General features: G+C 60.6%; 15 protein-coding genes, 1 tRNA gene and 2 pseudogenes. 10 read left to right on the plus strand and 8 right to left on the minus strand.

Annotated features, from left to right (window positions below; all coding sequences use genetic code 11):
* The first annotated feature begins 19 nt into the window (after positions 1-19).
* Positions 20-1,315 (plus strand): ribonuclease H family protein, encoded by a 1,296-nt coding sequence (locus tag BSY16_RS32680; protein ID WP_353652375.1) that lies wholly within the window; start codon positions 20-22, stop codon positions 1,313-1,315.
* A 262-nt stretch (positions 1,316-1,577) separates the two neighbouring features.
* Here BSY16_RS32680 and BSY16_RS31340 read toward each other — a convergent pair.
* The 3 genes and pseudogenes from BSY16_RS31340 to BSY16_RS33050 all read right to left on the minus strand — a co-directional run bounded on the left by BSY16_RS31340 (position 1,578) and on the right by BSY16_RS33050 (position 3,931).
* A protein-coding gene (locus BSY16_RS31340) for an IS5 family transposase (protein ID WP_502695997.1) occupies positions 1,578-2,332 on the minus strand; the annotation gives its coding sequence in 2 pieces (ribosomal slippage) (positions 1,578-1,988 and positions 1,991-2,332; 753 coding nt in all).
* Between the two features lie 72 nt (positions 2,333-2,404).
* A pseudogene (locus tag BSY16_RS04975) lies at positions 2,405-3,724 on the minus strand (IS701 family transposase).
* Positions 3,725-3,805: 81 nt separating this feature from the next.
* Positions 3,806-3,931 (minus strand): transposase, encoded by a 126-nt coding sequence (locus tag BSY16_RS33050; RefSeq protein WP_083242831.1) that lies wholly within the window; start codon positions 3,929-3,931, stop codon positions 3,806-3,808.
* A gap of 219 nt (positions 3,932-4,150) precedes the next feature.
* Between BSY16_RS33050 and BSY16_RS04985 the strand changes: the two are divergent.
* Positions 4,151-4,580: pseudogene (locus BSY16_RS04985) on the plus strand (DDE-type integrase/transposase/recombinase); the annotation flags it as partial.
* Positions 4,581-4,602: 22 nt separating this feature from the next.
* Here the strand turns inward: BSY16_RS04985 and BSY16_RS04990 are convergent.
* A tRNA-Cys gene (locus BSY16_RS04990) sits at positions 4,603-4,676 on the minus strand.
* A 204-nt stretch (positions 4,677-4,880) separates the two neighbouring features.
* On the opposite strand from BSY16_RS04990, the gene BSY16_RS04995 reads away from it, so the two are divergent.
* Entirely contained in the window at positions 4,881-5,147 is a 267-nt protein-coding gene (locus BSY16_RS04995; RefSeq protein WP_069058643.1) for a hypothetical protein, read from the plus strand.
* A 73-nt stretch (positions 5,148-5,220) separates the two neighbouring features.
* Here BSY16_RS04995 and exbD read toward each other — a convergent pair whose 3' ends face one another.
* Both exbD and exbB read right to left on the minus strand, forming a co-directional pair.
* Positions 5,221-5,649 (minus strand): TonB system transport protein ExbD, encoded by a 429-nt coding sequence (gene exbD, locus BSY16_RS05000; protein WP_069058644.1) that lies wholly within the window; start codon positions 5,647-5,649, stop codon positions 5,221-5,223.
* Between the two features lie 4 nt (positions 5,650-5,653).
* Entirely contained in the window at positions 5,654-6,703 is a 1,050-nt protein-coding gene (exbB, locus tag BSY16_RS05005) for a tonB-system energizer ExbB (protein ID WP_502695998.1), read from the minus strand.
* Between the two features lie 326 nt (positions 6,704-7,029).
* On the opposite strand from exbB, the gene BSY16_RS05010 reads away from it, so the two are divergent.
* The 6 genes from BSY16_RS05010 (at position 7,030) to exoR (ending at position 16,023) form a co-directional block, all read left to right on the plus strand.
* Entirely contained in the window at positions 7,030-7,680 is a 651-nt protein-coding gene (locus BSY16_RS05010) for a protein-L-isoaspartate O-methyltransferase family protein (protein WP_069061380.1), read from the plus strand.
* Positions 7,681-7,940: 260 nt separating this feature from the next.
* Positions 7,941-9,338 (plus strand): TolC family outer membrane protein, encoded by a 1,398-nt coding sequence (locus BSY16_RS05015; protein ID WP_286157181.1) that lies wholly within the window; start codon positions 7,941-7,943, stop codon positions 9,336-9,338.
* 153 nt (positions 9,339-9,491) lie between these two features.
* Complete coding sequence (locus tag BSY16_RS05020; RefSeq protein ID WP_069058646.1) at positions 9,492-10,274, plus strand: PopZ family protein; 783 nt, start codon at positions 9,492-9,494, stop codon at positions 10,272-10,274.
* A 137-nt stretch (positions 10,275-10,411) separates the two neighbouring features.
* Entirely contained in the window at positions 10,412-13,255 is a 2,844-nt protein-coding gene (locus BSY16_RS05025; RefSeq protein WP_069058647.1) for a valine--tRNA ligase, read from the plus strand.
* Positions 13,256-13,613: 358 nt separating this feature from the next.
* Entirely contained in the window at positions 13,614-14,858 is a 1,245-nt protein-coding gene (locus BSY16_RS05030) for an OmpP1/FadL family transporter (RefSeq protein WP_069058648.1), read from the plus strand.
* Between the two features lie 364 nt (positions 14,859-15,222).
* Positions 15,223-16,023, plus strand: a complete 801-nt coding sequence (exoR, locus tag BSY16_RS05035) for an exopolysaccharide production regulator ExoR (RefSeq protein ID WP_069058649.1) — start codon at positions 15,223-15,225, stop codon at positions 16,021-16,023.
* Positions 16,024-16,058: 35 nt separating this feature from the next.
* Here exoR and xth read toward each other — a convergent pair whose 3' ends face one another.
* Both xth and erpA read right to left on the minus strand, forming a co-directional pair.
* Positions 16,059-16,850: an exodeoxyribonuclease III gene (xth, locus tag BSY16_RS05040; RefSeq protein WP_069061382.1), complete on the minus strand. Its 792-nt coding sequence runs from the start codon at positions 16,848-16,850 to the stop codon at positions 16,059-16,061.
* Positions 16,851-16,882: 32 nt separating this feature from the next.
* Entirely contained in the window at positions 16,883-17,215 is a 333-nt protein-coding gene (gene erpA, locus BSY16_RS05045) for an iron-sulfur cluster insertion protein ErpA (RefSeq protein ID WP_069058650.1), read from the minus strand.
* Positions 17,216-17,434: 219 nt separating this feature from the next.
* Here erpA and BSY16_RS05050 point away from each other — a divergent pair, with 219 nt between their 5' ends.
* The gene (locus BSY16_RS05050; RefSeq protein ID WP_069058651.1) at positions 17,435-18,655 is read left to right on the plus strand and encodes a deoxyguanosinetriphosphate triphosphohydrolase; all 1,221 of its coding nucleotides are present in this window, start codon (positions 17,435-17,437) and stop codon (positions 18,653-18,655) included.
* Positions 18,656-18,669: the final 14 nt, after the last annotated feature.

Consider the following 18,669-nt stretch of genomic DNA (forward strand, 5'->3'; position numbering starts at 1 on the left):
GCAACGCCCCCCCGTCACTATCTGGTGCGACAGCCAATACTGCGTCGAGGGTGCGAACGTCTGGCTGGAGAGTTGGAAAGATCGAGGTTGGAACAAGAAGAACCTCAACAGTCCGAACCGCGCGGCCGGCGAGATCAAGGACCTTGAGCTTTGGCAGGGGATCGACGCAGCGCTTGGTGACGCGCTGATCGCCGGCAGTGCTGGCAACGAGCGCGCCGACGAACTGGCGGAGATGGGTAGGCACCAGAAGACGTGGACGCAGATTTACGTTCAGCGTCTGCTGATGACCTCGACAACGCTACCGTCAGATCATCGGGGAGGTATGCCCTTAGTCCCGCACGGACACGTTCGCCTCACGAGCTGCGGCAAGGAATACCAGTCGAGCGAGAAACGGGGAAGCAGCATGACATTCACGGATTGGACGGCGAAGGCGGTAGAGGATCGGATCCTCGAAATGGCGGATACGTTGAGGAAGGTTCCGGCCGTCCGCGGCCCGAAGGTGTACGGAAGCGCCATGCCCGAGCCGGTGAGGCGATTTGGCGATGCGTATGGCAGCGGAACGGCCCGCTATCGTGAAACGGCCTCAGCGGGAGAACTGGGGCGAATGGAGAAGTGCTTCGAGTGGATCAATGCTCTTCCTTCGCAGTCCGACCGTGAGTTTCTGTATGCCTGGTCATGGGTGAAGGTGCGCACCGGCCTGACTATTGGGGCCTTCGCGAAAAAAAACGACATGAGCGAAAGTACTTTGCGCCGAGCTGTAAAGACTATCTGCCAGCGGATTGCGGATAGGCTAAACCAAAACAGGCAAATTCGGCTTGTGGCCCCCGATTGTGCCGTGACGGAAAATGAGCGATTCATCGCATCAACAACGGTAACGTCCGAGAAATGCGCCACGGACTGGCGAGCATCGGACGCGAGGCCGCAAATCGACCCTGCTCTGCCTAAAAGCCGAGTACTCGACCCCCGGAAGATCTGGGCCGGCATTCAGACAAGAACGGCAGGCTCGGGGCGCAGTAGGAGTTTAGTAGGCAGGACAAACGGTAAGTCGCTGGTCTCACAATCCGAGAGTATCGAGGTAGGGGACTATTGCCCGATGTTTGCGCGGACCCAAGCGGTTACGGCTTCATGTAGTTTCACACCCGCCCAATCGCTCGAAGGTTTGATCTCGCAGACGAAAAGTCCGTCATTGCCGCCGATCAGCGCCCTGAGCCTCTCGCGGATTGTCAGGGCATCGCCATTCAAGCTTCCAAACCACAACGATTCCAAAGGCCGGACACAGTTCCATTCGCTCAACTGCTGGGTCAGTGCATCGTAGTTCTTGGCTGTCCGAGGGTCGTAGCCAATCATATAGGTGGGCATGGCGCACTCCTTTTTTGCTACAACGGACCGACGACGAATTCTATTCTCCGCAACATAGGCTGGGGGAAAGGTTTGGAACGGCGGCGCTGAAGAAAGCGCAGACGTCACGAACAGCCTTCCTGTTTTCGGGTAGCCTTGCGAGAACAGAGATCCGGTTTTAAGCTTGGCCTAGCACTACTTTGGCAGAACTGATTCTGCGGTTCTAGGGTCCGGACTCACTAGAGCCACCAGATGACGGCCGCGGCGAGAGCGACGGCACCCATGAAGTTTTTGATGTTGCGATCGAAGCGGGTGGCGAGGCGACGCCAGTCCTTGAGACGGCAGAACATACGCTCGATGACGTTGCGCTGCTTGTAAACGGCGCGGTCGTACTCGTACTGGACCTTGCGATTTCGACGTGGCGGGATCACAGCCTCGGTACCGCGCTCGTCGAGCCACTCGCGCAGAGCCTGGCTGTCATAGCCCTTGTCCGCGACGAGCTGCGCGCAGGGCGGCAGGGCTTCGATACACAGCCTCGCCACCTTGCAATCATGGACGTTGCCGGGCGTCAGGAGCAGGACGTGAGGGCGACCTTTCGCGTCGCAGACGGCATGGAGCTTGGTGTTCCGTCCGCCTTTCGTGCGGCCGATACCATGAGCCAAGGCCCCCCTTTTCCCCCGCCTGCGCAGCGGTGGACCTTGATGCAGCTACTATCGATGAACAATCGGTCCGGCGCATCTTCGGCTCCGGCAAGTGCGCTGAAGATGCCTTCCCAGATGCCGCGCTCGGACCAGCGAACGAAGCGATTGTAGAGCGTCTTCTTCGGTCCATAGACGTCGGCGCAGTCCGCCCAGCGGCCACCGCATCGCAGCGCGTGGACGATTCCGCTCAACACGCGACGATCGTCCACCCGCGGCTTGCCCCGCACATCCGTTGGCAGGAGCGGTTCGATCCGTTCCCACTGCGCATCGGAAAACCAAAAGAAATCATACATCTCACCGCCCTTTCGTCGCGGCAATGAATCATGTCCCAGCGCTCAGGGAAAGCCAATTATTGGGTCCGGACCCTAATTTGCCCTTTGCAGTGGGGACACCGGATTGTCGTCATGGGTCTGGCGAGTGCGCTGATGACGGCTCGACGGATAGCAGGCAAGGTGGGCTCAGGCGGCCCCTTGCGTACTTGTCGCTTCTTTTTTTTCCCGCTTTGCAGTCTGCAGTCTCTGGTGCTGGAGGAAAGCATAGGCGATCATCGTCATCAGAGCGTGCCGATGTAGTCCTTGCCATGATCGGCCTTCGAAGTGGTCGAGGCCGAGTTCCTCTTTCATCTGCTGATGCGCTTGCTCACAAACCCATCTCGCCTTGATGGCGGCCGCCAGCGCTTTCAACGTGGCGTTAGCCGGCAAGTTGGACAGGTAGTATTTGCGCTCATCGTTTGATCGCCACTCGCCAACCAGCCAGGCTTCCTCGCCCGGCATGTGTTGCTGTCCCTTGTCGAGAATGCGCTGGGGCGTGCCGTCGGCGATCCGGATGCGCAATGCGGCAAAGCGTGCCGCGAGGCGGCCTTTCGTGCCACGGCGCCAACTGACCTTTTTCCAATTTGCAGGTGCTAACACCGTTTCGGCCGCAACCGACAGAATGTCGGGGATCGGATGCTTGCGTGGGCGACCATGACCGGAGATGGGAAAGATCAATTCGACATCATGGGGATAGACCTTTTGATGCTTGGGGATGCCGACCGCCCAGGTGAGGCCACGTCCACTTAGCCCCTGGCGGAAGGTCGCCGACAGGCCGTAGCCTGCGTCAGCCAGCACTGTGCCAAACCGGACACCAGCCGCGATCAACCGATCGATCTCGTTAAGAGCGATCTCCGGCTTCGTGCGAGATGTCCGCATGGCATCGGGAACCCCGGCCTTGGCCATCCGCTCCGTGTCGCTGGTCCAGCTCTCGGGCAAAAACAGACGCAAGCCAACCGGAACGGGAACCTCGTCTCGCGCAAGCGTCACCGACACCAGCGTCTGGCAATTTGCCCTCTTGCCCAGCATCGAAGCGTATTGCGGCGCGACCCCGACCGATTGGTCGCCTTTCTTGGGAAGGCCGGTATCATCGATCACCAGAAACGCATCTAACGCGCCAACGATCCTGTCCGCCTGCAGCGCAAGCTCGGTCTCAAGAGGAACAGCATTCCAAAGGCCATCGGAAATGAAATGGTGCAGGCGGTCGTACTGGCCTGGAGCAAACCGTTCCGCCATCGGCTCGATACTCTTGCGGTCACCGGGACCAATGAGCCCGGAGACGTAAAGAGGGCACATCTGTCGCCGCTTCTTGTGTCCGAGCTTGTCCAGAAATGGCTGCAAAAAGGTCGAAAGCTCCGTATCCCAATCTGCCATATCGCGCCCCCAACGAAGAGAGCACAAATCATCTCAAACCAGCCTTGCCCGAATCTGCCAAAGTAGTGCTAGGCACGAGACTCAATTAGCCCACCAGATGACGATGGCCGCGATGAGGATTGCGGCTTTGAAGTTTGTGGCGAGCTTGTTGTATCGGGTTGCGATGCGTCTCCAGTCTTTCAGTCTGCAAAAGGTACGGTCGATCATGTTGCGTCGACGATATGGCCTTTAATCGAAGGGGTGTCTTCGTTTGCGGGTCGGATTGTTCGGTATGACGGGGACAGTTTTCCGCTTCAGCAGGTATTGGCGCAGGCGATCACTATCGTAAGCGGTATCGGCGATCAGGAAGTATGCGGCATCCACACCGTCCAACAGAGGAACGGCCGCCTTTACATCTCCCATCTGGCCAGGAGAGAGGAGAAGATTGTGCGCTACGGCTACCGTCGTGTGCATGTGCTGCTGGAACGCGAAGGTTGGGGCACCAACATCAAGAGAACCTATCGTATTTACAGAGACTTGGGCCTGCAGTTGCACAACAAGACGCCGAAGCGCAGGGTCAAGGCAAAGCGGCAGAGGCGATCGGTCCGAACGACGTGTGGGCGATGGACTTCGTGCACGACCAACTCGCGACCGGAAAGAAACTGCGGGTTCTGACGGTAGTCGACATCTTCTCACGCTACGTGCCCGTGCTTGATCCGCATCATAGCTATCGCGGTGAGAACGTGGTGCAAACGCTGGAACAGGTGTGCCGCCAGGTTGGCTATCCGAAGACAATCCGTGTCGATCAAGCTACTGAATTTGTGTCGCGCGATCTCGATCTTTGGCCTATGCCAAGGGCGTCATCCTGGACTTCTCATTGACATCGTTATGATTTTTAGTGGAGGCCTCGCCCGGAATCGAACCGGGGTGCAAGGATTTGCAGTCCTCTGCGTAACCACTCCGCCACGAGGCCGTCCGTCTTGCTATAAAGCGAGTGGTGCCGGGCGTGTAGAACGAATTTAGAAAGGGCGCAAGAGGCTTCCCGCGCATTGTGGATTTTTTCCGCTGCCATATGCATTTTGCTCGCCCGCAGCTTGATACGGCATTTAAAACCCTACTTATCGTATGTGGTGGCTCGTGACGAAACGTGCCGGGCCTCAACACTGGAGAGAATCTTATGCCCAATCCGAAAGCCCTTGCGGCGATGGCGATTGCGTTCGCTCTATCGGGCTGTGCGCCTTCCACGCTGGAACCCATACGCGGCAGCATTACCTACAACGGGCAGCCGCGGACGAAGCTGACGAAATCGCCGATCGGCAGTACGTTTGACCACAAATTCATTGGCCAGTCCGGCGACCAATATATCGAAACGTACCGCATAGCCCCGGATCGCTCGCTGGAGCTTCTGTCCCGCTACAAGTTGGAAATCGTCGATTCCCGGTAGCCTGATCAAAATTATACCGTTTCGGGGCGGCTCGAGAGGAGGCGCGTTCGCAAACGCGCCTCACATTTCGCTGCTATTGCGCCGGTGCGGCGCCTTCCAGCCCGACAAGGGCGATCTTGGCGTAGCCGGCGGCGCGCAGCAGGTTCATCACATCCATGACGCTGCCGTAGTCGACGGCCTTGTCGGCGCGCAGCAGGATCCGCGTCTGCTTGTTGCCTTCCGTCACGGCATCGAGTTCCGGCCCGAAATTGTCGCGTGCGATCTCGCCGTTGCCGATCGACACTGCGAGGTCCTTCTTCAGCGTCATGAAGACCGGCTTGTCCTCGCGCGGGGTCGGCTGGGCGACGGAGGAGGGCAGGTCGACATTGATGTCGACAGTGGCGAGCGGTGCTGCCACCATGAAGATGATGAGCAGAACCAGCATGACGTCGATGAACGGCGTCACGTTGATTTCGCTGTTCTCCTCGAGGTCGTCGCCGCTATCCTTGATCTTGCTGGCCATGGCGTCACCCGATCTTTACGACGGAGCCGGCAGCGCGTTCGGTGCGTTGCGCGGGGTGGCGAACGGCGCGGCGCACGTCGAGGTCGCGGCTGGCGAGCCTTTCGATGGCAGCCGAGGCATCGGCAAGGTTCTGGCGGTAGCCGGTGATGGCGCGGGCGAGGAAGTTGTAGAACACCACCGCGGGGATTGCGGCGACGAGGCCGATTGCGGTGGCCAGAAGCGCTTCGGCAATGCCTGGCGCGACGATGGCGAGGTTGGTGGTCTGCGCCTTCGAGATGCCGATGAACGAATTCATGATACCCCAGACGGTGCCGAAGAGGCCGACGAACGGACCGGTCGAACCGATCGTGGCGAGCAGGCCCGTGCCCTTGGCAATGCGGCGGCCGGAATGGGCTTCCATGCGCGAAAGGCGCGAGGCGATGCGTTCCTTCACGCCGCCATCCGACACGTGATCGAGAACACCTTCGGACAATTCCATCTCTTCCCGGGCGGCGCGGGTCATGCGGGCGGCCACGCCGCGGTTGCGGCCGAGCGCCTGCTCGCCATCCTCCAGGCCGCGTGCAGCGGAGAGCCGGCGGACCGCGTGGCTGGCGGAGCGCTGGGCGCTGCCGAGTTCGACGATCTTCACCAGAAGCACGGTCCAGGTGACGACGGAAGCGAAGGCAAGGCCGAGCATCACGCCTTTGACGACGATGTCGGCGGCCATGAACATGCCCCAGGGGGAGAGGTCGTGCGGCAGGCCGGACTGGCGTTCGCCGGCCGCGGGCTCTGTATCATCGAGCGCTTCGAGCTCGGTTGCCGTCTCTCCGGCGGGTGCCGTGCCCGTATCTTCCGGGTTCGCCGGATTTTCGGCCGTGTTTTCACCGGTCACGGGGCGGGATGTCGTGTCGGTCGTAGAGGCACCGTCCGTTGCAGCACCTGTCGCCTGTCCCGATGTTACAGGTTGGTTGTCCGTCTGGACCGACGGGGTCTCCTGGGTCTGCGCCGACACGGTATGCGGGGTGGTAAGCGCCATCAGGAGGATCGCGAGTAGCAGTCGAGACCGTTTCAGCACGGTGTATTCCTCTTGCATGTCTCAGTTAAACGAAGCCCGCTCGCTGGAGCGGGCAGGGTACGGGCGCGAGGCGCTCCTAAAACCTGAGTTCTTAATACGACATTATACGTAAGGCAGGCAATGATATGTTGAGTAGTTTATTCATGATAATGCCTGGAGCGGCCGGATGACTGGCTTTCGTCCTCGACGTGGCGCGGATTTTGCGCGCAAGCCGTCGCCGCCTATGGACACTCGGCCTTAAACCGCACTAAGACAATCGCGACGCATCCGGCATTGCAACCGGGCCTTTGTGCCGCGGTCTGCCGTTACTCACAGGGCTAGAGATGATTGACTACAAAGTAGCGCGCACGAAGATGGTGGACAACCAGATCCGTACGACGGATGTGACGTCGCACGAAGTGCTCGACGCGTTCCTCACCGTTGCACGCGAAGAGTTCGTGCCGGCGGCCGCAAAGCCGCTCGCCTATATCGACGATGATATCCAGATTGCGCCCGGCCGCTACCTCATGGAACCGTCGCCGCTTGCCAAGCTGATCCAGCTTGCGGAAGTCGCGCCCACGGATGTGGTGCTGGAAGTCGGCTGTGGCACCGGCTACGCCTCGGCGATCCTTTCGAAGCTCGGAAGTTCGGTCGTGGCGATCGAGAGCGACGCAACGCTCGCGGCGACCGCGACGGAAACCCTGTCCCGTCTCGGCCATGACAATGTCGCCGTGGTCGTCGGTGATCTTGAGGCCGGCTACGCGCCCGAAGCGCCCTATGACGTCGTCTTCGTGCATGGCGCCGTGGAGTTCGTTCCGGATGCACTCCTGGCGCAGCTGCGTGACGGCGGCCGATTCGTCGTCGTCGAGGGCTACGGCAACGCCTCGCAGGCGCGCCTCTATATCAAGGAGGGTGGCCACGTTTCGGAGCGCAACGTTTTCAACACGGCGGTCAAGCCATTGCCCGGCTTCCGCAAGGCAAAAGAATTCGTTTTCTGAGATCTCTCCGTTGAAATGAGATTTGGCGGGCCTGATTTGTTGCGCTTTGGCAACGGGCCTGCCGTATTGTCGCGTTCAAACGGCTCGCGGCCTGTCTGTCGGCTATTCCCCGATGAACTTAGAGGCAATATCGCGAGCGGCGCGGGCACTGTCCCAAAACGGTATCCCGCGACCCAAAAGTCTAGCCGGCGGGTGTGCCGGTGCGTACTGTGTAAGGAGAGGCTCTGCGGCGGGCCGATCCAGGATCGGAGTTTCGTACTGTGTCCAGTCTTCGTCGAACCGCTCTTGCGCTCGCCCTAGCCTCTGCCTTGCTGGCGATGCCTTGCAATGTCTCCGCTGAGACGCTGGCGGGTGCGATGGCCAAGGCCTACCAGAACAATCCCGATCTCAATGCCGCCCGGGCGTCGCTGCGCGCCATCGACGAGAACGTCACGATTGCCAAAGCGGGCATGCGGCCACGGGTCAGCCTCGTGACACAGTCGGAGCTGAACCGCACGAACCTTGACATAGGACAGAGGAACATCTTCGGCGCGCGGGGCAAGCGGCGGACCGAGAGCTTTACCTCCAGCTACGGTCTCACGATCACGCAGCAGATTTTTGATGGTTTCCAGACGCTCTATCGCGTCAAAGCGGCTGAAGCGAACGTATTGGCCAACCGCGAGTCGCTGCGCGCCAATGAAATCTCGATCCTGCTGGCCGCCGTCGAATCCTACGCCAACATTGCGCGTGACCAGCAAATCCTCGTGATCCGCAAGCAGAACATCGCCTTCTTGCAGGAGCAGCTCAAGGCTGCTGGCGCACGCCTCGATGTCGGCGAGGGGACGCGTACCGATGTCAGCCTGGCGGAAGCGGATCTTGCCGCTGCCAGGGCTTTGCTGACGGCAGCGGTTTCGCAGCTCAAGCAGAGCGAAGCTGCCTATGTGCAGATCGTCGGGGAAATGCCGAAGGGCATCAAGCAACCGGCCGCGGCGAAGAAGGCGATGCCGGCCTCGCTCGACCAGGCAGTCGCCACCGGCATGCGGGAGAACCCGAATATTCTGGCTGCAATGCGCAGCGTTGATGCGGCCGGATACAATGTGAAGGTTGCCGAAGGCACCATGCTGCCGGGCGTCTCGCTGCAAGGCGACGTTTACAAATCCGTCAACAGCGAGGAAGGCCCGGCCGACAATCTCAGCAGCTCCCTTTCTGCCCGTTTGACCGTCCCTCTCTACCAGGGCGGCGCCGAATACGGCCAGATCCGCCAGGCCAAGGAGCAGCTCGGCCAGCGGCAGATTCTTGTCGATTCCGCCCGAATGGACGTGCAACGTACTATCGTTTCGGCCCATGCCCAGTTCGAAGCGTCTTTGACCTCGATCTCCGCCATCGGAGCACAGATCGAGGCTGCCAACATGGCGCTTGAAGGCGTGATCGAAGAGCGCAATGTCGGTCAGCGCACGACACTCGACGTGTTGAACGTGCAGCAGAACGTACTCGATGCACGGGAAGACCTTGCGATTTCCCAGCGCAATGCCGTCGTCGCCAGCTACTCGGTGCTCGCCGCCACGGGCAGCCTGACGGTTCGGAGCCAGGACCTAGACGTGGCGGAATATCGCTCCGAGGTGCATTACGAGGCCGTCAAGGACAAGTGGTTCGGCCTGAGAACCGTCGACGGTCGCTAGACCTCGCCCTTGGCAGCACAAACAAATCTGTGCATCACTCGTAACACATGATTCGCGGCGATTTAGTTCGCTATGGAACTCGCCTAGGGTTTTCGGGATGTCCGGCACGCCTCATGCGGCAGGCCGTGGACGTCGCAGCGATCGGGGATAGAAATGGCTCAGCCAAATGTAGCGCGTGAACCGTCCATGGATGAAATCCTGGCGTCCATTCGCAAGATCATCGAAAATAACGAAGCCCAGACAGACCTCAGCGCTGATGCGCAGGATGACGAGGGGTTCGACATTACGACCGAGAGCCATTCCAACCTGCTGGATCATCCGTCTGTCGTCGAGCGGTTCCATGTGGAGGAACATCGCTCCACGGGAATTCAGCCAATCCAGCGAACGGACTCCCTGTCGGGCGGGCAGCCGGCACTCTCGCTGGCCGATGTTGCCGCGCGCGTCCGGGCGGCGTCGGAACGTCACATTGCTGCGAACCGCGAGCCAATGGAGCGCGAGCCCGTCATGACCGAGCCGCTGGAGGTTGCCGCGAGCGGGGAAAGCTCGTTGGTAGCCGCGCGCATGGCGGCGACGGCCAATCGTTTCCAACCCATGGTCGAGCCGGTTGAGAAAATCGAGCCTGTTGTGGAAACGTTCGAGGCAGCACGCCCGTTTGTCGAGCCGGTCCGGCAGGAGGAGGTCCGCGTCGCCGAGCCGGCCGCCGTGGTCCGCGACATCGCGACCCTCGTTTCGCCGGCCGTCGGCGAGCGGGTCGCACAGTCGTTCGGCGCGCTGGCTGAGGCAATCGATGCCGGCCCGCGCCGCTCCTTCGATGAGATCGCCGAGGAAATGTTACGCCCCATGCTGCAGGACTGGCTCGAAGACAACCTGCCGACGCTCGTCGAGCGGCTGGTGCGCGAGGAGATCGAGCGCGTGGCGCGCGGCCCGCGCCGCTGACCGACGCCGCCATTCCTTAATCAAATTGTGGTTTGAGCCGCGCCGGCCCCCCGGCGCGGCTTTTCTCTGATATTGTTGACTTCACGCCGGCCATCCGGTTTAGAGAATCCACGACAAACAGCAGGCTTCGGACGAAAATGCTTGAAAAAAATTATGATTCCGCAGCGGTCGAGCCGCGAATTGCCAAGGCGTGGGAAGATGCGGACGCATTCCGTGCGGGCGAGGGCGCAAAGCTGGGCGCCGAGACCTTCTCCATCGTGATCCCGCCGCCGAATGTCACGGGCTCGCTGCACATGGGACACGCGCTCAACAACACGCTGCAGGACATCATGGTCCGCTTCGAGCGCATGCGCGGCAAGGACGTGCTGTGGCAGCCGGGCATGGACCATGCCGGCATCGCGACCCAGATGGTCGTCGAGCGCAAGCTGGCCGCCGAAAAGCTGCCCGGCCGGCGCGAGATGGGGCGCGAGGCCTTCATCGAAAAGGTCTGGGAATGGAAGGCGGAATCGGGCGGTCTGATCTTCAACCAGTTGAAGCGCCTTGGCGCCTCCTGCGACTGGTCGCGCGAACGCTTCACCATGGACGAGGGGCTTTCCGAGGCCGTCCTCGAAGTCTTCGTCTCGCTCTACAAGGAAGGCCTGATCTATAAGGACATGCGCCTCGTCAACTGGGATCCGAAGCTTCTGACGGCGATCTCGGACCTTGAAGTCGAGCAGATCGAGACGAATGGCAACCTCTGGCACCTGCGCTATCCGCTGGAGCCGGGCGTCACCTATCAGCATCCTGTTGCCTTCGACGAGGACGGCACGCCGACCGAGTTCGAGACCCGCGACTATCTCGTCGTTGCGACGACCCGCCCTGAAACCATGCTCGGTGATACCGGCATTGCCGTGAGCCCGGAGGACGAGCGCTATACGTCGATCGTCGGCAAACACGTTATCCTGCCGATCGTCGGCCGCAAGATCCCGATCGTTGCGGATGAATATCCGGACCCGACGGCCGGCACCGGCGCGGTCAAGATGACGCCGGCGCACGATTTCAACGATTTCGACGTCGGCAAGCGTCACGGCCTGCGCCAGGTCAACGTTCTGACGATCGACGCCAAGATCACGATCAAGGAGAACGAAGACTTCCTCGAGGGGCTCGAGCCCAATCAAATGCAACTCGGCCTCTGGGACCAGCTCGACGGCATGGACCGTTTTGAGGCCCGCAAGCTGATCGTGACTGTCTTCGAAGAGGGCGGTTTCCTCGACAAGGTCGAGCCGCACAAGCACACCGTGCCGCATGGCGACCGCGGTGGCGTGCCGATTGAGCCGCGCCTCACCGAACAGTGGTATGTCGATGCCAAGACGCTGGCGAAGCCGGCGATCGCCTCCGTGCGCGAAGGCCGCACCAAGTTCGTACCGAAGAACTGGGAAAAGACCTATTTCGAGTGGATGGAAAACATCCAGCCGTGGACCATCTCGCGCCAGCTCTGGTGGGGACACCAGATTCCGGCCTGGTACGGCCCGGATGGTCAGGTCTTTGTTGAGAAGACCGAGGAAGAGGCGCTGCACGCCGCCATCCAGCACTACATCGCCCATGAAGGTCCGTGGAAGGCCTGGGTTGAGGAGAAGCTGGAAAACTTCGCACCGGGCGACATCCTGACGCGCGACGAGGACGTGCTCGACACATGGTTCTCTTCCGCGCTCTGGCCGTTCTCGACGCTTGGCTGGCCGGAAAAGACGCCGGAGCTGGAAAAATATTACCAGACCGACGTCCTGGTCACCGGTTTCGACATCATCTTCTTCTGGGTCGCCCGCATGATGATGATGGGCATGCACCTCATGAAGGATGAGTTCGGCAACCCGATCGAGCCGTTCCATACCGTCTATGTCCACGCCCTGGTGCGCGACAAGAACGGGCAGAAGATGTCGAAGTCGAAGGGCAACGTCATCGATCCGCTCGAATTGATCGACGAATACGGTGCGGATGCGCTGCGTTTCACGCTGGCCATCATGGCCGCGCAGGGCCGCGACGTGAAGCTCGACCCGGCCCGTATTGCCGGCTACCGGAATTTCGGCACCAAGCTGTGGAACGCCACGCGCTTTGCCGAAATGAACGGGGTGAAGACCGATCCGAAGTTCGTGCCGGAAGCGGCCTCGCTGACGATCAACCGCTGGATCCTGACGGAACTCGCCCGCACGGCGCGTGACGTCACCGAGGCAATCGAGACGTATCGCTTCAACGATGCGGCGAGCACGCTCTACCGCTTTATCTGGAATCAGTTCTGCGACTGGTATCTCGAACTGCTGAAGCCGGTCTTCATCGGTGAGGACGAGGCGGCCAAGGCGGAATCGCAGGCCTGCGCAGCCTACGTTCTGGAGGAGATCTACAAGCTTCTCCACCCGTTCATGCCGTTCATGACGGAAGAACTCTGGGCGCATACGGCTGGCGAGGGAAAATCGCGCGAAAACCTGATCTGCCATGCCGAATGGCCGTCGCCGGCCTATGCCGACGACGCGGCCGCCGACGAAATCAACTGGCTGATCGATCTTGTCTCCGGCATCCGCTCGGTTCGGTCCGAAATGAACGTGCCACCGAGCGCGACGGCGCCGCTCGTCATGGTCGGGACCAATGCATTGACGAAGGCGCGCCTCGAAACGCACGGTTCGGCTATCCGCCGTCTCGCCCGCGTGTCGGAAATCAGCCTTGAGGAAACGGCGCCGAAGGGGGCTGCGCAGATTGTCGTCGGCGAAGCGACCGCCTGCCTGCCACTCGGCAGTCTGATCGACCTGGCCGCAGAAAAGGCCCGTCTCGAAAAGGCAGTCGACAAGGCAAAGGCGGAGGCCGCGCGCATCGAGAGCAAGCTGTCGAACGAAAAGTTCGTGGCCAACGCAAAGCCAGAGGTCGTCGAGGCGGAGCGCGAACGCTTCACCGAACTCGAGCAGCAGCTCGCAAGCCTTGCCGTGGCGCTCGCCCGCGTGAGTGAAGCCGGCTGATTCTCAACCAAACAGAAGTATTCGACCTGAAAACCGCGCCGGAGCCTCCAGCGCGGTTTTTTATTCGTCGGTTGGCTGGCAAATTACCGACTGTGGTCAAAATGTGACATGGTGCCGCATGCACGAAAAATTGACCTCCAAAATTGGAAAACGTTGCCATTTCGCGGAAAAATATTCCGAGCGAGGCATGTAGTGAGGGTCTTCAGAAAAATCTTACGTAATTTTTTGAATACCCCTTGGAAATCAGGGGCTAAAACTGGGGTTTGCCAAGCCGGCGCTCCTCTTCGATAGTCATAACCGGAGAAGCGCGGGACGGAGGCAGCTGTCGCGGCGCGGAACTTTTGCAGGGGAGGACTGTATGCGTAAAAGAAATATTGGTGCGGGGATTGTGACGGCGGCTAGCCTGCTGGCAGCGACCTCAGCCTATGCCGGCGGCCTTGAGCGCGGCGGCTACAACATCGATCTGTTGTTTGATCCTTCCGATTATGCCGCAGAGGCAGCAGCGACTTATGTCGCACCGCAGCGTGACCTCAACAATGTCGTTGACATCAACCCGTTGAATGGCGACCTGAACAGCCGGCCGAATGATGGCATCCGCGATACGGAAAGCTATTGGGTCCCCCGTCTCGGCGTGAAGGCGAAAATCTTCGAAGGCGTCGACTGTATGGCTGACTATTCGCAGCCTTGGGGCGCCCACACCAATCCGGGTGAAAACTGGGCCGGCGCAAACGACAATATCGAAACCAAGATCGAGAGCGACAACTACGCCGCGACCTGCTCCTACAAGTGGGATGTGGGGCAAGGCCAGCTGCGTCTTATCGGCGGCGGCTTCTATCAGGAAGTGGGCGGCTTCAAGGAGCGTCTCGTCGCTGACTTGACCGGTACCGGTATTCCTTTGAGCGGCAAGGGTCGGCTTGACCTGGAAGGCAGTGGCTGGGGCTGGCGCACGGGTGTCGCCTACGAAATTCCGGATTACGCCCTGCGCGTGAGCCTGGTTTACAACAGCGCGGTCGACCTCGATAACCTCGACGGTACGATCGACCTTCGTAATACCGTGCTGCCGGTGCCCGGCGGTGGTTTTGTTCCCGGCACGCTGTACGACGTCGAGAGCTTTGCCTCGATGCCGGACTCGCTGGAACTGAAGTTCCAGACGGGCGTAGCGCCGGATTGGCTCGTCTTCGGTTCCGTCAAGTGGACGGATTGGAGCCAGTTGCAGATCATCAAGGTCACGGCGAAGGATCCGACGGACCCGCGCAACGTGCCCACTTCGCTCGATCTGCTCTATCGCGACGGCTGGACGGTGTCCGGCGGCGTTGGCCACAAGTTCAACGAAAAGCTTAGCGGCGCTGTCAGCCTGACCTGGGACCGTGGCACCAGCCATGGTTACGGCAACCAGACGGATACCTGGGCTCTCGGCTCCGGGGTCTCCTACAACGTGAATGACAACATCGAGCTGCGCCTTTCCGGTGCTCTCGGCCTGATGACGAGCGGCAGCTCCGGTCCCCAGGTCGTGGACGGTGTGCCCGTTGGCGGAAACATCGAATACGACTTCGGCACGGACTACTTCGCCGCAATCTCGACGTCGCTCAAGGTCAAATTCTGACCGGCGGACCAGCGAACAACGAGAATCAGGCCCGGTGTCACCACCGGGCCTTTTTTCTTGGTTAACGTTTCCTTTCTGCGCGGCGTGTCCGGTGTGGAAATCACAGCGCCGCGCGAAAACATGTGACGGAATCGCAACACATTTTTTTCCAGAGTTTGCTACACCCCTAGGCAAGCGACGAAATGTCCATTTCCCGCCACAAACGGGGCGCAGCGATAGGGACATGTAGACGCGTGAGACCGCGCCCAAGGAAACGATGAGCCAGCCGATGTCATTGCCGCCGGAGTTGCCGGAAACATGCACGAGACCCGTGCAGTCCCGGTTTGGCGCAGCGACCAAAGCGCGGCGCGGAATTGTTGAAGTGATGCCCAAGTCCGAGTTGATGCCGATGAAAGTACTGGTAATGGGTCTTTGCCTCTCGCTCTCCTTCGGAGCGTCGCAGGCCCTCGCATTTGATCCTCAATCCGGCGTCAGCAAGGAAAGCGGACCGTTCGATCTCTTCAAGTTCGGCTTCTTCTCCTACAAGGAGGGGCGCAAGACCGAAGCCGTCGAGGCCTATCGCTACGCAGCGGAAAAGGGCCATACGGGCTCGCGCTGGGCGCTTGCCAACATGTATGCCGATGGCGACGGTGTCGCGGAAAACGACCTCGAAGCCTTCAAGATGTATAGCGAGATCGCCCAGGCCGGCGTGGAGCCAGGTTCGGAAGATACCGGTTATTTCGCCAATGCGCTGATTGCGCTTGCCAGCTACTACCGCCGCGGCATTCCCGACAGCCCCGTCAAGATCGACATGACGCAGGCCCGGCAGCTCTATTTCCAGGCGGCGTCCGCTTTCGGTATTCCTGAAGCGCAGTTCCAGCTCGGGCGGATGATGCTGACGGGCGAGGGTGGTTCGGTCAGCGTGCATCAGGCCAAGAAATGGCTGAACCGCGCCCGCAACAACGGCCACGCCGGCGCCATGGGTCTTTTCGGCAATATCCTCTTTCAGGAAGGCCAGACCACCCGCGGTCTTGCATTCATGACCGCAGCGCTCGACCATTGCCCGCCGAAGGACTGTGGCTGGCTTCAGGCGACGCAGGAAGAAGCGTTTTCCGTTGCTAGCGAAGAAGACCGCCGCAAGGGCATGGCGCTTGCGGAGAGCATCCGGTTCAATCCGGAAGAGTAGTTCTCAGAAAAAATCGAACTGATTTTCGTACGCTGTCAGGCGGCGTAGTCGAATATGGCCACCACCGGCACATGGTCGGATGGCTTTTCCCAGTTGCGCACGTGCTTTTCGACGGCCGTCGAGACGAGACGGTCCGATGCTTCGGCCGAGAGCATGAGGTGGTCGATGCGGATGCCGAAATTCTTCGGCCAGCAGCCGGCCTGATAATCCCAGAACGTATAATGCGGCACGGCGTCGGTCGAGGCCCGGACAGCGTCCAGCAGGCCGAGGTTTTCGAGACGGCGAAAAGCCTGGCGGGTCGGCGGCAGGTAGAGCGCATCCCTTTGCCAGACCTTCACGTCCCAGCAATCGTGCGGCTCCGGAATGACATTGTAGTCGCCGGCAAGCACCAGTGGCTCTTCGAGAGCCAGCCGGTCTTCGGCAAAAGCAATGAGGCGATCCATCCAGGAAAGCTTGTAGGGATACTTGACCGGGTCGTCCGCGGGGTTGCCGTTCGGCAGGTAGATCGAGCAGACGCGCACCACGCCACCCTCTACGGAAAACACGCCCTCGATAAAACGCGCCTGTTCGTCGCCGTCACCGCCGGGCAGGCCGCGGTTCACTTCGTCCGGCCGGATTTTTGAGAGAAGGGCGACGCCGTTGAAGCCTTTCTGGCCGTGCGTCTCGACATGGTAGCCGAGCGCCTCGATATCAGCGCGCGGAAAGGCTTCGTCGACCGACTTGATTTCCTGCAAGGCAACGATGTCGGGATTGGACTCCTTGAGCCAAGCGACGAGATTTTCGATGCGCGCCCGCACGCCGTTGATGTTCCAGGTGGCAATCTTGATCGGCATGCGGGTCTCGTTTCGGTTGGGTATTGTCAGATCGAGAAGCTGGTGCCGCAGCCGCAACTGGCGACGGCATTGGGGTTTCGGATCTGGAACGACTGGCCAAGCAGGTTGTCGATGAAGTCGATCTCGGACCCGTCCATGTAGACGAGGGAGAGCTGGTCGATCAGTACCTTGGCACTGTCGCGTTGAAGCACCAGATCGTCATCCTGCTGGTCCTCGACGAGGTCGAATTTGTAGGAGAAGCCGGAACAGCCGCCACCTTCCACGGAGACGCGAAGGGCCTGCTTTTCCGGTGACGAACTGAGGATCGACGCGATGCGCCTTGCGGCGGCGTCGGAGATGGTTACGGATTTATCGCTCATGTCTGCCTCCTGCCGGGGTCAAGATCCGGAGAGAATCGCCTGTCTGTTACAGCCGGCAACTGTGTTGCCGAAGGCCGGGCCCGTTGCGAGGCGTTAAAAACAAATCCCTGAAAAGACTGGTTTTTCAAGCATACCTTGCAGCCGGACTTGCCGCTGTGCACACTATAGGTATGAAGGCATTGAGGCCGCGTCAATGGGCGGCGTGAATGCAGGTGACGAATGACACTGGACAGACATGCGCTGGGTTTTGGCGCAGGACAACGCGCCATCTATGCTTGCGACCCCTGGGCGACCCGCGGGCGGCTCCATCCGGAACCGGAAAGTCCCACGCGATCGGACTTTCAGCGCGACCGCGACCGCATCGTGCACACGACCGCCTTCCGGCGCCTCAAGCACAAGACACAGGTCTTCATCGCCGCCGACGGCGATCACTATCGCACGCGGCTGACCCACACGATCGAGGTGGCGCAGATCGCCCGCGCACTGGCGCGCGCGTTGAAGCTCGACGAGGACCTCGCCGAGGGGGTCGCGCTGGTGCACGATTTCGGTCATACGCCGTTCGGCCATACCGGCGAGGACGCGCTGCACGAGGTTCTGGAGACCTTCGGCGGCTTCGACCACAATGCCCAGTCGCTGCGCATCGTCACCAAGCTGGAACGGCGCTATGCCGAGTTCGATGGGCTGAACCTCACCTGGGAAAGCCTGGAAGGGCTCGTCAAGCACAATGGTCCGCTGATCGGGCCGACGGGCGAATGCACGCATGGCGACGACGTGCCGCGTCCCATCCTGGAATACTGCGCCCTGCACGATCTGGAGCTGGCAAGTTTCGCCAGTCTCGAAGCGCAGGTGGCGGCGATTGCCGACGATATCGCCTACAACACCCATGACATCGATGACGGCCTGCGCTCCGGCTATCTGACGTTCGAGATGCTGGAGGAGGTGCCGTTCCTCGCCAAGCTCATGGCGGACGTGCGCGACAAGTATCCCGGCCTCGAAGCCTCGCGCTTCACCCACGAGATCATGCGCCGCCAGATCACCGCCATGGTGGAGGACGTGATCGGCTATGCGCAGGAGGCGATCCGCGAGGAACGGCCGGAAAGCGCCGAGGACGTGCGCAAGGCGCGCCGGTGCCTCGCGACCTTCTCGGAAGAGATGTCCATAACCGACAAGCAGATCAAGAAACTGCTTTTCTCGCGCATCTACCGCCATCCGGATGTCATGCGCGTGCGCGCCAACGCGGCGTCGATCCTGACGGACCTTTTCCATGCCTATATGGACGACCCGCAGCTCATGCAGGGGCACTATTGGGTGGACCGCATCGCGACCATGCCGGAATCGGCCAGAGCCCGCCATGTCGGCGATTATCTGGCGGGGATGACCGATAACTACGCGATCAACACCCATCGCCGTCTGTTTGACCATACCCCGGAATTGCGGTAGTCAGCCGCCACCTG

The organism is Sinorhizobium sp. RAC02 (genome assembly GCF_001713395.1).
Lineage (GTDB): Bacteria > Pseudomonadota > Alphaproteobacteria > Rhizobiales > Rhizobiaceae > Shinella.

What these genes read in the sequence shown, in the direction of transcription:
- exoR (WP_069058649.1), top strand. Translation starts at nt 15,223, where the DNA reads ATGCCCAAGTCCGAGTTGATGCCGATGAAAGTACTGGTAATGGGTCTT.
- BSY16_RS05025 (WP_069058647.1), top strand. Translation starts at nt 10,412, where the DNA reads ATGCTTGAAAAAAATTATGATTCCGCAGCGGTCGAGCCGCGAATTGCC.
- erpA (WP_069058650.1), bottom strand. Translation starts at nt 17,215, where the DNA reads ATGAGCGATAAATCCGTAACCATCTCCGACGCCGCCGCAAGGCGCATC.
- BSY16_RS33050 (WP_083242831.1), bottom strand. Translation starts at nt 3,931, where the DNA reads ATGATCGACCGTACCTTTTGCAGACTGAAAGACTGGAGACGCATCGCA.
- BSY16_RS05030 (WP_069058648.1), top strand. Translation starts at nt 13,614, where the DNA reads ATGCGTAAAAGAAATATTGGTGCGGGGATTGTGACGGCGGCTAGCCTG.
- BSY16_RS05050 (WP_069058651.1), top strand. Translation starts at nt 17,435, where the DNA reads ATGACACTGGACAGACATGCGCTGGGTTTTGGCGCAGGACAACGCGCC.
- BSY16_RS04995 (WP_069058643.1), top strand. Translation starts at nt 4,881, where the DNA reads ATGCCCAATCCGAAAGCCCTTGCGGCGATGGCGATTGCGTTCGCTCTA.
- BSY16_RS05020 (WP_069058646.1), top strand. Translation starts at nt 9,492, where the DNA reads ATGGCTCAGCCAAATGTAGCGCGTGAACCGTCCATGGATGAAATCCTG.
- exbD (WP_069058644.1), bottom strand. Translation starts at nt 5,649, where the DNA reads ATGGCCAGCAAGATCAAGGATAGCGGCGACGACCTCGAGGAGAACAGC.